The organism is Nocardia sp. NPDC006982 (genome assembly GCF_042869435.1).
Lineage (GTDB): Bacteria > Actinomycetota > Actinomycetes > Mycobacteriales > Mycobacteriaceae > Nocardia.
Genome location: NZ_JBIAFV010000001.1, coordinates 80,240 through 92,967, shown reverse-complemented (window position 1 = coordinate 92,967; position 12,728 = coordinate 80,240). Strand labels below are relative to the sequence as shown.

Annotated in this window: 12 protein-coding genes; 6 read left to right on the top strand and 6 right to left on the bottom strand. The window is 66.0% G+C overall.

Annotation, left to right across the window (positions count from 1 at the left end; genetic code table 11):
• Positions 1-77: 77 nt before the first annotated feature.
• Positions 78-728, bottom strand: coding sequence for a GntR family transcriptional regulator (locus ACFYOW_RS00495; protein ID WP_387283049.1), 651 nt, complete (start codon positions 726-728; stop codon positions 78-80).
• Between the two features lie 180 nt (positions 729-908).
• On the opposite strand from ACFYOW_RS00495, the gene ACFYOW_RS00490 reads away from it, so the two are divergent.
• The 6 genes from ACFYOW_RS00490 to ACFYOW_RS00465 all read left to right on the top strand — a co-directional run bounded on the left by ACFYOW_RS00490 (position 909) and on the right by ACFYOW_RS00465 (position 7,038).
• Positions 909-1,988, top strand: a complete 1,080-nt coding sequence (locus tag ACFYOW_RS00490; protein WP_387283047.1) for an acetamidase/formamidase family protein — start codon at positions 909-911, stop codon at positions 1,986-1,988.
• A 106-nt stretch (positions 1,989-2,094) separates the two neighbouring features.
• On the top strand, positions 2,095-2,865 hold the full coding sequence (locus tag ACFYOW_RS00485) for a sulfite exporter TauE/SafE family protein (protein WP_387283045.1): 771 nt from the start codon (positions 2,095-2,097) through the stop codon (positions 2,863-2,865).
• A gap of 31 nt (positions 2,866-2,896) precedes the next feature.
• On the top strand, positions 2,897-4,099 hold the full coding sequence (locus ACFYOW_RS00480) for an amidohydrolase (RefSeq protein WP_387283043.1): 1,203 nt from the start codon (positions 2,897-2,899) through the stop codon (positions 4,097-4,099).
• Between the two features lie 69 nt (positions 4,100-4,168).
• Positions 4,169-4,996, top strand: coding sequence for an ABC transporter ATP-binding protein (locus ACFYOW_RS00475; RefSeq protein WP_387283042.1), 828 nt, complete (start codon positions 4,169-4,171; stop codon positions 4,994-4,996).
• Positions 4,993-5,859, top strand: coding sequence for an ABC transporter permease (locus tag ACFYOW_RS00470; RefSeq protein WP_387283040.1), 867 nt, complete (start codon positions 4,993-4,995; stop codon positions 5,857-5,859). The genes ACFYOW_RS00475 and ACFYOW_RS00470 overlap by 4 nt, the downstream gene beginning before the upstream one ends.
• Before the next feature lie 51 nt (positions 5,860-5,910).
• Positions 5,911-7,038 carry an ABC transporter substrate-binding protein gene (locus tag ACFYOW_RS00465; protein WP_387283038.1) on the top strand — a complete coding sequence of 376 codons (1,128 nt, stop codon included), beginning with the start codon at positions 5,911-5,913 and terminating at the stop codon, positions 7,036-7,038.
• A 234-nt stretch (positions 7,039-7,272) separates the two neighbouring features.
• Here the strand turns inward: ACFYOW_RS00465 and ACFYOW_RS00460 are convergent, their stop codons facing one another.
• From ACFYOW_RS00460 to ACFYOW_RS00440, 5 genes are read right to left on the bottom strand one after another with little or no spacing between them, the layout of a single operon-like run.
• Complete coding sequence (locus ACFYOW_RS00460) at positions 7,273-8,661, bottom strand: amidohydrolase family protein (protein WP_387283036.1); 1,389 nt, start codon at positions 8,659-8,661, stop codon at positions 7,273-7,275.
• Positions 8,658-9,428, bottom strand: a complete 771-nt coding sequence (locus tag ACFYOW_RS00455; RefSeq protein WP_387283034.1) for a creatininase family protein — start codon at positions 9,426-9,428, stop codon at positions 8,658-8,660. Before ACFYOW_RS00455 ends, ACFYOW_RS00460 begins: the two co-directional genes overlap by 4 nt.
• A complete protein-coding gene (locus tag ACFYOW_RS00450; protein ID WP_387285937.1) occupies positions 9,425-10,741 on the bottom strand; it encodes an FAD-binding oxidoreductase in 1,317 nt (438 codons plus the stop codon). The genes ACFYOW_RS00455 and ACFYOW_RS00450 overlap by 4 nt, the downstream gene beginning before the upstream one ends.
• Before the next feature lie 8 nt (positions 10,742-10,749).
• A complete protein-coding gene (locus tag ACFYOW_RS00445) occupies positions 10,750-11,928 on the bottom strand; it encodes an ABC transporter substrate-binding protein (protein ID WP_387283032.1) in 1,179 nt (392 codons plus the stop codon).
• Between the two features lie 34 nt (positions 11,929-11,962).
• Complete coding sequence (locus ACFYOW_RS00440) at positions 11,963-12,697, bottom strand: ABC transporter permease (protein ID WP_387285935.1); 735 nt, start codon at positions 12,695-12,697, stop codon at positions 11,963-11,965.
• Positions 12,698-12,728 lie beyond the last annotated feature (31 nt).

The following is a 12,728-nucleotide window of genomic DNA, read 5'->3' as shown; positions in this document are numbered from 1 at the left end:
CCTCCGGGAGAACAACGGGACAAAGGTTGTATACGACCCTTGTGTTTCGTTCCGCGGCGAGAAATGCGACGTCTGGGTTACCGATCCTGTTGCGCCGCTGGATCAGCGGCGCGGTCGCGGCGCCGGTATGCCGAGGTGGCGTGGGCGATATGTGCGGCGACCACCTGGGTTGCGCGCTCCGGATCGCCGGCGTCGAGTGCGGCACAGATCTCCTCGTGCTCGTGCCAGGAATCCTCGGCGCGCCTGGGCAATTCGACCGCGTATACCCAGGCGATCTTCCAGCTGAGCTGGGTGATCAGCTGGCTGAGCAGGGTGCTGCCCGAGGCCTCGGCGAGTACCTCGTGGAAGCGGCTGTTGAGTCGGGTGAGCTCGTCGAATCGTCCGTCGCGCACGGCGTCCTGGCCGAGTGCGGTGAGTTCCTTGAGCCTGCCGAGTTGCTCCGGGGTGCGGCGCACGGCGGCGCGGCCCGCGCACAGCGGTTCGAGCAGGGCGCGAATTTCGAGCAGATCGGCGGCGTCGGCCTCGGTCAGTTCGGCGACGAAGGTCCCGGCGTACGGGCGCGACCAGGCGAAACCCTCGGCCTCCAGGCTGCGTAGCGCCTCACGCACCGGAACTCGGGATACTCCGTAGCGCTCGGCGAGGGTGTCCTCGGTGAGGCGTTGGCCGGGCGCGAAGACGCCGCGGATGATGTCGTCGCGGATGGCTCGGCACACTTGTTGCGGAGTCATTCGCCGGGTGGTGTTGCTCACATGGCTCCCACAGTGCGCTGGGTGGTCTTGTTCCGAGCGACCTGCAAGCAGTCGCTGGCCGATTCTTTCGAGCGACCCTGCAAGCGGTCGCTAGCGGTGGCGGACGACCGAGAGCAGTGGTTGTATACGATCCACTCCTCAACCGTCGGATCGGATGCCATGAATTTACTACAGTCGCGTGCCGGTGCCCGCTCCACAGACATATACCTTCCCGCAGATCCCGACCGGATCTCCTGGGGACTGCTGCCGAATTCCCTCGCCGATCCGGTGATCGCGGTGGACTCCGGTACGGCTGTGTGCTTGGACACCATCAGCCACGAAGGCATACTCGAGGATCAGGGCCGGGATCCGGCGGCCTTCTTCGCAGCGAGTGGGATCACGGAGATTCTGGCTGACACCGCGGAGGTGGCGCGCTCGGTCGTACACGACCCGAGCGTGCACGGGCCGCACGTGGTGACCGGCCCGATCGCGGTGCGCGGTGCGCGCCCCGGCGATGTGCTCGAGGTCGAGGTGCTCGAACTGCTGCGGCGCGCGCCCTACGGCGTCATCAGCAATCGGCATGGCAAAGGTGCACTGCCGGGCGAATTTCCGCAGCTCGGGGACCACGATCCGGATGGTCCGGTGCCGCCGGTGTGCACGATCGCCACCGTCGATGCGGCCGAGCGCGGGGTGATAGATATCGGTGACGGTCGTGCGCTGCGCTTTCCGCTCGACCCTTTCCTCGGCATCATGGGCGTGGCCGCGGCCACCGAACAGGCTGTGCATTCGGTGCCGCCTGGCCCGCACGGCGGGAATATCGACGTGCGGATGCTGGGAGTCGGTGCACGGCTTTACCTTCCGGTTCAGGTGCCGGGCGCGATGTTCTACGCGGGTGACCCGCATTTCGCGATGGGCGACGGTGAAGTCGCGCTCACCGCCTTCGAGGCCCCGCTGCGCGCCACCGTGCGACTGACACTGCACGCCGATCCCGGGGCGCGGAAAATGGCTGCCGCCCTGGCTCTTCCGTATGCGGAGACCGCGACCGACCACCTGCTGCTCGGCCTGGACACCGATCTGGACGAGGCGGTGAAACAGGCCACCCGCAATGCCATCACGTTCCTCGGTGCGCGCTATCGGATACCCCCGGCCGTCGCGCTCGCGTACCTCAGTGCCGCAGCGGATTTCCGCATCTCCCAGGTGGTGGATGTGGTGAAGGGCGTGCACTGCTGTATCAGCAAGAGCCATTTGGAGGGGCTGTGAGCGAGTGCATCCGGTTCTCCGCGCCCGAGCGCGGCGCGGTGGCGCCGTGAACGGCTGATCGCCGGAGTCTCGCGCCGCGCCGCCCATTTCGGCCGCGGCTGTCTTCGTGGACCCGCTGGAAGGACTTCATGGATGGATCTCCCACATCTGGCCCTACTGCTCATCGTTGGGTTTCGGCGCGGGGGTATGCAACGCCATTGCCGGGGGTGGCAGTCTGCTCTCATTTCCCGCACTGCTCGCCACGGGACTGCCGCCGGTCGCAGCCACGGTGACCAATTCGGTGTCGGTCTGGCCTGGCTATTTAGGTGGTGCGGCGGCGCTGCGGCGGCGACTCGACGACTATCGTGCGCTCGTCCCGCGTCTGGTCGCGACTGGGGCGGCCGGTGCGGTGGGCGGCGTGATCGCCCTGCTCGCCGCGCCGCCGCAGATCTTCGCCGCGCTGGTGCCCTACCTGATTCTGTCGGCGACGGCATTGTTCGCCGCCCAGCCGTTGGTATCGCGGAAGTTGACCGCGCGACAAGGGGATTCCAGGACAACCCTGTTCCTGGGCGTATTCCTCGGCGGTGTCTATGGCGCGTATTTCAACGGCGGTATGGGCATCGTCGTCCTCACCACACTCGCCCTCGGCATCGACGCCACGATCACCAGCCTGAACGGTCTGAAAAGCGTACTGACCCTGACGGTTTCGACGACCGCCGTGTTCGCCGTCGCATTGTTCGGCCCCGTGCACTGGCTCTCGGTGGCGGTCCTCGCACCGGCCTGCCTCGTCGGCGGCGTCGTGGGCGCGAAGCTGGCCGACCGGCTGCACCCCAACGCTTTCCGCGCCGTGGTCATCATCTTCGGCGTGGGTGCGGGGGCAACGATGCTGCTCAGCTGACTACTCACCCTGCATACCGAGAGGACGCTCAATGAACAACCTGCTGCTGCGAGGCGGACGCCCCTGGATTCCTGGGCTGCCGACCGAGACTGCGGATATCCTCATCGTCGACGGACGGATCGCGAAGATCGCGCCCGCTCTGGAAGCGCCGGACGGCGAGATCATCGATCTGGCCGGCGCACTGGTACTTCCTGGCCTGGTCGATACGCACTGCCATCTGGACAAGACGCTGTTCGGTGGCCCATGGGTACCCAACACCGGTGGCCGAACCCTGCCCGGGCGCATCGCGAATGGTGAGGGTCGGCGGGCCGAACTCGGCCTGCCCAGCGCGGACTACGCCGCAAACCTGTTGGGCGCCATGATCAGCGGGGGCACCACACAGGTGCGCAGCCACATCGATATCGATCCGGAGGTCGGTCTGGGTGGTGTGGAAGCGGTGCGGGAAGCCGCCGCGCGGCACGCGGATCGGGTGGATGTCGAGTTGGTCGCGTTCCCCCAGGGTGGGCTGCTGACCCGGCCGGGGACCGCCGAGTTGATGGCGTCGGCGCTCGCGGCCGGTGTCGAGGTCGTCGGTGGTCTCGATCCGGCGGGCTATGACCGGGATCCGGTGGGGCAGCTCGATGTGATCTTCGGCCTCGCGGAACGCCACGGCGCGAAGATAGACATCCACCTGCACGACGACGGCGCCCTCGGCGCTTGGGAATTCGACCTCATCATCGAGCGCACTCGCGCTACCGGCCTGGCGGGGCGGGTCACGATCAGCCACGCGTACGCGATGGGGGCCCTCGCACCCGATGAGCAGCGGCGAGTCGCCGAAAACCTCGCCGAGTCAGGTGTTTCCATGGTGACATGCGCGGTCGGCGAGGCGCCCGTCGTGCCGGTGCGGGTCATGCACGACGCGGGTGCCACCCTGGCGCTGGGAAATGACGGTGTGCGGGATCTGTGGACCCCGTACGGCGACGGCGACATGCTGCGTCGGATCAACAGCGTCGCGTACCGGGACCGGCTGGTCGCCGATCCCGAGATCGAGTTGGCCTTGCTCGCCGGAACCTACGGTGGCGCAAGGGTTCTCGGACTCGATGACTACGGGCTCATGGCCGGAGCATCGGCCGATCTGCTGGTCGTCGACGCACCGACACCGGCGGCCGCGGTGGTCGCGCTGCCGACTCGCAAACTGGTGCTCAAACGTGGCCGGATCGTCGTCCGCGACGGTGTTGTCGTTACCGAGAAATAGATTGTATACGAAACAGGCGCGTAATCGTGGCGACCGCGTTCGGCAATCACCCGCCGATAGAACTAGTTCATGAGCACAACGGCTTCTCCAGCGCCGACGAGGCAGGGCACATCCACGTATACGACCGCTGCCGACCGCAGTCCCGCGGATGCCGCACCGGCCCTTGCGTTTCGCGGCGTATCCCTGACCTTCGAGAACGGCACCCAGGCGCTCGCCGACATCGACATCGCTATTCGCGGTGGTGAATTCGTGTCACTGGTCGGCCCGTCCGGCTGCGGTAAGTCCACGCTGCTGCGGCTGGCCGCCGGTTTCGAGCGGGCCACCGCGGGCACTGTGGACGTCGCGACGGCCCAACTCGGCTATGTATTCCAGGAGTCGACGCTGCTGCCGTGGCGCAGTGTACTGCGCAATGTCGAACTGCCCGCCGAACTCGCGGGCGTGGACAAGGCGACCCGGCGGGCTGCCGCCCGCGACGCCATCGAGCGGGTCGGTCTCGCCGGGTTCGAGAAGCACAAGCCCGCACAGCTTTCCGGCGGCATGCGGATGCGCGCCTCCATCGCGCGCGCCCTCACCGTGCGGCCCGAACTGTTCCTGTTCGACGAACCCTTCGGCGCGCTGGACGAGATCACCCGTCAGCGGCTCAACGAGGAGGTCGGGACGCTGTTCCGTCGTGATGGTTTCGCCGGGGTGTTCGTCACCCATTCGGTAGCCGAGGCGGTCTTCATGTCCACCCGGATCGTCGTGCTGACCGGGCAGCCGGGCCGGGTGTGCGCCGATATTCCGGTACCACTGGGCTTTCCACGTGCACCGGAGCTCCGGTATACGGCCGAGTTCGCCGATATCGCCGCCGATGTGTCCGCCGCGCTGCGCGGCTCCGTACAGGCGGTTGCCGCATGACCGCTGCCACTGCGGGTCCGGTCGCGGCGGCGACCGCGAGTCAGATCGAATCGGCCACTGGAAAACGTTACCGGCGCATGCCGATCGCACCGATTCGCATCATCGCACCGGTCGTCGTCTTCGTCCTGGTCATCGCGCTGTGGTCGATCGCGAGTCACTTTCTGCTGGCCGAAGAGTCGCGATTCCTGCTGCCCGCACCCGAGGCCGTCGTGTCGCACGGTCTGCTGGATTCGGTGGCGCGCACCGAGATTCTGACCGCGCTGTGGTCGACGGTGCAGGTGGCGCTGGTCGGGCTCGGCATCGCCATCGTGCTCGGCGTTGGGTTCGCGGTGCTCATGAGCCAGGCGCGGTGGGCCGAGTATTCGCTGTACCCGTATGCGGTAATCCTGCAGACCATTCCGATCCTCGCGGTGGTGCCGCTGTTCGGTTTCTGGTTCGGCTACGAATTCGGCAGCCGCGTGATCGTATGCGTGATGGTGGCGTTGTTCCCGATCATCACCAACACGCTGTTCGGCCTCAAATCGGTGGCCGCGGCCGAACACGATCTGTTCACCCTGCACGGCGCCAATCGTTGGCAGCGCCTGCTGAAACTGCAACTGCCCGCGGCGCTTCCGGCCATGGTCTCCGGGTTCAAGATCTCCGGTGGGATGGCGGTGATCGGCTCGATCGTCGCCGACTTCTTCTTTCGCCAGGGCCAGCCGGGCATCGGCCGCATGATCGATGTCTACCGCCAGCGCCTGGCCACCGAGGAGTTGCTCACGGCGCTGCTGCTGTCCTCGCTGGTGGGTCTGATCCTCTTCTGGTGCTTCGACTTCCTCGCCGGGCGTGTCGACCGCGCACATGGTGTCCGTCGCGGCAGGTAACGCCGACTCGCTTCGCTCTGCTCCGAACCCGCTCGACCCCAAGGAAATCCCGTGAAGAAATGCCTCCTCGCCGCTGCCGCGCTGTCCGGCGCCACACTGCTCACCGCCTGTAGCGGTGCCACCTCGACACCCGCGCCGACCGGCAAGGGCGAACTCGCGGGCGTCTGTCCCTCGACCGTCGTGATCCAAACGGACTGGTATGCAACACCGGAACGCGCCGCCGCCTTCCAGCTAGTCGGACCTAACGGTACCGTCGACGTCAAGAAGGGCGCCTACTCCGGCCCACTCGGCGATACGGGCGTCAATGTCGAAGTGCGCTTGGGCGGTCCGTTCCTCGGTGGGCAGCCCGTTCCGGCGCAGATGTATCAGGACCCCAGCATCACCCTCGGCATGATCCCGACCGACGAGGCGCTGCAGGCGCGTGGAAAGTTCAATGTCACTGGTGTTTTCGCCTCTCTCGATATCAATCCGCAGATCGTGATGTGGGATCCCGCGACTTATCATGTCGAGTCCTGGAACGACGTGGCCGCGACCGGGGCGCCCGTCGTGTACAGCGAGGGCAAGATCTACATGGACTACCTGATCGCCAAGGGCTACGTCCGGCCCGAACAAGCTGACGCGTCCTTCGACGGGACGCCGAGCCGGTTCGTCGCCGAACGCGGCAAGGTGATGCAGCAGGGTTATGTCTCCAATGAGCCCTACCGCTGGGAACATGACGTCAAGGGCTGGCTCGAGCCGACGAGCTACCTGCTCGTGCACAAGGCGGGCTACGAGATCTACCCGCACCAATGGTCGGTCCGCAGTGACAAACTCGCCGAACTGAGTCCATGCCTGACCAAGCTGGTCCCGAAACTGCAACAGGCCGAGGTCGATTACGTGACCAACCCGGAGCCGACGAATCAGGCACTGCTGCGCATCGCGCAGACCATTCCGGACGGTCCGCCGATCACCGCCGCGGGCAATGCGAACTCGGTCAAGGTTCAGCTCGCGGAGAAGATCGTCGGAAACGGAACCGATGACACTCTAGGCAATTTCGACACCGCCCGAGTCGACCGTGTCATCACCGCCGTGACCGATACGCTGCGCGGTCGTGGTCAGCAGGTTCCCGACGGTGTCACCGCCGCCAACCTGGTTACCAACCAATTCATCGACCCCGCAATCGGTTTGCGGGCCCAGTAGAGTCCGCTCAGGTCGCCTCGGGTACGGGGAGCCCGAGGCGGGCGACTATCCAGGGGAACGACGAGGTGCAGGCTGCCGAGGCGAATTGCCAGGTGTGGCCGCCCTGGGTGGTGTGGATGGTGCAGTCGATGCCGACCTCACGGCCTCGGGTACGCAGCTTTTCGGCCGCGCCGACCTCACCGCGGTTCGCCGGTCAGGTCCGCACTGCCGCCGTGGGCAGCGACCAATGCCGGGCTAGTGGTGGGTCTGTGACCGAAGGGCTGGGTGAAAGCCATTGACCGCTGCTACTCGGACCATTCGTTGGTGCAGTTCGCGAGTGGCCTGATCGGCGAGTGGATGGGTCGAGCGGCTACCGGCCCATGCGCAGTGCCCGCCGACGTACACCGCACGCAAGTTGCGTGTCGAGCAGGCCAAGACGTAGGTGGCGACCGGATCCCAGACTGGTCCAGTGTCGGGGTCGAACGGGTCGACGATGATGAAGTCCGCGTATTTTCCGACCTCCAGCGAGCCGATTCGGTCTGCTGCGCCGATGGCCGATGCCGCGCCGAGTGTGTGCAGTCGGAGCATCTGTGCCGGTGTCAGGATGGCTGCGTCGCTGTGCAGCGCGCGTTGGGTGTACAGACCAGTGCGCATGTTTTCGAAGGGGTCGGACACGTCGGTGCACGATTGATCGTCCAGCCCGATCCCCACACGCGTGCCAGTGGCCAGGATCCTTGGTATGTCGGCGATCCCGGATCCGAGGCGGCCGTTGGACATCGGTTGCCACACCATGGCGCATCCGGTCTGAGCCGCGCGGTCGATCATTCGGTCGGTGGGATGGACGAAGTGGCCGAACGCGAAATCCGGGCCGAGGACTTCGGCTTCGTCGTACCAGTCGAACTTGGCTTGCTGGATCTCGAGTTGTTCCGTGGTCTCGACGAAATGGGCTTGGTTGGTGACCCCGTGACGGTCCATCATGGTGCGTTCGCGCTCGGCGGTGGCAGGTGAGGTCGACCACTGTACGGATCCGTAGACCGAGCCGCCCAGGTAAAGATGTGGCGGCACAGTCGTTTTCGCGTAATCCATCACCTCACCGAAGGCCCCGAGCGCTTCGTCTTCGGGCAGTTGCTCGTCGTCGAGCCGGACGCTGGCGACGAATCGGATGCCCGCGTCGCTGGTGGCATCGATCTGGCGGGTCAGAAACTCGAGCGGCCGAACAGCGGCCGCTTTCATACTCGAGGAGGCGTAGTCGAACAGCGCAAGCACACGGCTCTGGGTGAAGTTGTAGGCCGAGGTGATGCCGTTGGCGAGAAAGTCGAACGACCCGGCCAGGGTGAGCCAGTACAGGTCCTCGGCGCCTGCGGCGAGCAGCATCTCGGTGTTGCGGGTGACCCACGGGTAGAGCGTGCTGTTGGCGGCGACACCGCGCATGCCGCCGGTGTAGATATGGCTGTGCGCGGAGACGAAGCCGGGCGCGACCATGGCGCCCGCCACGTCGCGGACCTCACCACCGGCAGTGGGCGGATCTCCCTCTCCGACAGCGGATATCCGGCCGCCGGCATCGACGGTCATCCAGCCGCGCAACCACTCGCGATCTCCACCAACGGGCAGCAGTGTCGCATTCTTGATGGTCAGTAGGGTCATGCGACGCGACCGGGATCGAAGGTGCTGACCTCCGGGATGGCCTGCACCAGGGAATCGACTGTGCCCTCGAATAGTTCGGCGCCGAACGCGGCATCTGCCCCGGTGGGATCGCCGATCACGCCGGACTCGGCGAAATCGTCGGCGAGCCAACCGAATCGGACCGGTTTGCCGAATCCGACGTGCTTGTAGCCCGCGATCGAGTGCGGTACAGCGGCTTTCGCCTTGGTCATATCGACGAGATCGGGGCGCAGGTGCAGCATCATCGACGTCTCGGCCCATCCGGCGTGGATGCCGAAACCCTCCTCGGTCGGCCCAGGCCGGGCAGGCGATGCGTAGAGGAAGGTCTGCAGGTCGAATCGGCGGCGCAATTCACGTAGCGCCACCTCGAGCAGGGCCGAGTTGCCGCCATGGCAATTGACGAACAACACCCGCCGCGCCGGAGTCGCGGCGATGCTGCGCCCCAGATCGACCACGACGCGCATCATCGTCTCCGCCTGCAACCACATCGCGCCGGGCAGATTGGCATGCTCGTCGGACTTGGTATAACCCAATGCGGGCAGCAACCATACGTCATTGCCCTCGGCGGCGGCGCGATCGACCGCGGCGCCGGAAACGGCCTCGGCCAGCACCAGATCGGTGCGCAGCGGCAGATGTGGGCCGTGCGGTTCGATCGCTCCGGTGGGCAACACGAGCACGGAGTCGCGGCTCAGCGCCTCGGGGACTTCGGCCGTGGTCAGATCGGCGAAGTGCCGGGTGGATGTGGTCACCGCTGCCACCTTCCTGGATTGAGCAGACCCTTCGGATCGGTGCTGCGCGCCAGCGCCCGGACCCGATCGGCGTCGAGATCGACATAGGACTGGTGCGGCGAATGCACACTGACGCCGAGCGCCTCCAGCGCGGGCACCCCGGCGAATACCTGTTCGGGATCGCGGTAGACGCCGTTGATCATCCCGAACATGGTCTGATACCCGACTTCCAAGTGCAGCATCCCGCCGTCATAGACGTTCTCCACCTCCCGCAGCCGGGTGACGAGCGCGTCGCCTTGGCATTCCATGTGAAAGTAGGTGTCCGGCACGGCTTTCTGCAGCCACCAGGTCGGGTGGTTGTAAGACAGGGTGCTCAACCGCATCGTCTGCGCCAGCCCCTCGCGCACCGCCTCGATCCGGCCGCCACCGGCCTCCAGCACCGCAACCGTCTCGTCGAGCGCCGCGGCGTCGACGATGCCGCGGACACTGGCCCGGCCGTGCACCAACGCGGGGTCCGACGGCAGTGTGTCGACGATCGTCGCACCATCGGCGGACAACAGCCGCGGCTTCGGTTCGATGGACGCGGCGCGCATGGCGGCAGGGAAGGCCTCGTGCTGGGACCCGAAACTGGCGTACACGCACTTCCAGTCTTGCAGTGGTTCCAACCGGACCGTGGCCGAAACGATGATTCCCGCCACCCCGTAGGTGTGCACCATCGGTTGTGCCGCAGCACCTTCGAGGTGGAGAAGTTCGGCGTCCTCGTGGCCGTAGACGACATCGACGGATTCCACGAAACCCATGTGGTTGCGACCGTGCACGATGGTGCCCGTGCCGGCGGAGCCACCGGCCAGAAATCCGCCGAGGGTGGATTGCGCGGTCGACGGGTACATCCAGAGCTGCCGTCCGGCATCCCACGCGGCCTGCTCCAGGTTGATCATCCTGGCGCCCGCCTCCGCGGTGATGGTGGTGTCGGTGCGGTCCTGGATACCGGCCAGCGAGGTCATGTCCATGACAAGGCCGCCGAAGCGCGGCACCACCTGGCCGTAATTGCCGGTGCCCTTGCCGCGCGCGGTGATCGGTACGCCGCGACGCACCGCAGCCCGCACAATCGCCGGTACCTGTTCGGCCGTCTTCGGATAACACACCGCGTCCGGCCGCCCGAGGGGTTGCTGGGCCGAGAGGATCGGGCTCATCCCCGACCCATCACGGGAGGCGCGGTCCAGGGCGCGGTCGAGGGTGCTCACGCCGCGCGGGCCGAGCAGCGCGAGCAGGTCATCGACCAGACCGTCGAGTTGCTCGGGCCCGAAGTCGGGACGATCACCTGCCTCGATCATGGCGGCGGTCACGACGCGAATCCGATCTTGGGATCGATGAATCGGTTCGTCGCGATCTGTTCGGTCGTCAGTCCTTGTGGGACCGAGACTTTCTGCTCGGTGTAGATCGGCCGGGTGATGTCGATGACCCGCTGAACTCGTGCGGTGTCGAAATCACCGACCGTGGCATTGCCGCCGTTGCCGACCACACCGGTCTCGCGCATCCGCTTGGTCGCATAGGCCGCGTTGCCCGTGTCGTATACCCAGCCGGTGTCGTACTTGTCGACTGCCTGCACGATCAGATCGTTGGCCGTGGCCGGATCGGCGAAATAGTCGAGCTGGGCTTGCTGCATCACCGGAACGAGGCGTTGCAGGCACGCCGAATCGGCCTCGAGCTGCCCGGACCGGACCGCGAGCGCGGACTTGTAGACGGGGAATCCGGTGTCGTGCAGCAACTGGTAGGCCACCGGCTTGTGCCATTGGGGGATCTTCTGTTCGTAGAGGTAGGGTTCGGTGCTGATGAACCCCTGTTGCGCCTTGGCGCCGCCGGCAGCGACGAAGTTGGCCGGTGTGCCGTCGTAGCTGCCGTCCACCTGATTCTTGTCGAGAATGCCGGCACCGGTCAGATAGTCCATGTAGGCGGAGCCCTGGAAGTACAACACGGTCGCCTTCGCGGCCTTCAGGTCGCTGATGGAGTGCACATTCGGATAGGTCGCCGGATCCCACATGATCATCTGCGGGTTGATCTCCAGCGGTGCGAAGACGCCGGTGGTCGGTTTGGCGGCCGCGGACTGGATGGACTGGTCGGTGTCGACGAAGCCGAGCATGATCGAGTCGTCCTGATACATCTGCGATGTCACGGTCTGGAATCCGATCGCGGGGCCACCGGCGCGGATCTCCAGGTCCACCCCGGTGTACTCGCCGTGGGCGAAAAGCGGACCGGTGACCTTCTTGCCCGCGGCGTCGATCGCCGGGTTCGGACCGAGTAGTTGATAGAGGCCGCCATGTTCGGCCTCCGGGTTCCAATCGCTCTGCACCACGATTTTCGTCGGGCAGACCTGCTTCAAGTCGATTGCGCCGATCGGGCCGCTGTAACCGGAAGTTGCTGTTGGGCTATCGGTTTGGGCGCAGCCGGTCAGTACGGCGAGGCCGATGACGGTCGCCCATACGGTCAGGCGGGCCGAACGCGGCAGGCTAAGTGTTCTCATGTTTCTCCCAAAGAGGCGCAGCGGCAGGGGGATTTCAGTTGCGGGCGGAGTCGTACCAAGCGCCGACCAGCCGGCGAGACAGCCAGCTGAAGAACGCGAAAACTACGACGCCGAGGCCGGAGGCCAGCAGGATCGAGGCGAACAATTCGGGCGACTGCAGCCGCGATCGGTAGTTGTCGATCAGGATGCCGATGCCGGGATCGCCCTGCTTGAAGAAGAAGTCGCCGACGATCGCGCCGACCACCGCGAGCCCGGCCGAGATCCGGACACCGGCGAAAATGGCCGGCATCGCGGCCGGGAACTCGAGCTTGCGCAGCACCGTCGTCCGGCCAGTGGCGCGCAGCGCGAACAGTTCCCGCAGGCCCTTGTCCACCGATTTCAGCCCGAACAGCGTGTTCGACACCACCGGGAACAGGGCGATCAGCACGCAGACGAACACCCGCGCGGTGAATCCGAAACCGAACCAGAAGCCGATCAGCGGAACCAATGCCAGGATCGGAATACACTGCAGCACAACGGCATACGGAAACAGAGCAATCTCCGCCCAACCAGCTTGCGCCATCAGTACCGCCCAGACGATCCCGAGGACCACGGCGATCACCAGACCGGTGCACGCCACGGTCGCGGTCCGCTGCAACGCCTCCCACATATCCGGCGCCCCGGGGCCCAGCAGGCCTTCGGTCACCACTTCGTGCGGCGGCGGCATCAGAAACCGGCGCGACGGTGCCAGCACCGTGTAGGTCACCAGGTACCAGGCGCCTATCACCATGGCCAGGACCGCGAGCGGAGCAAGCACCGTA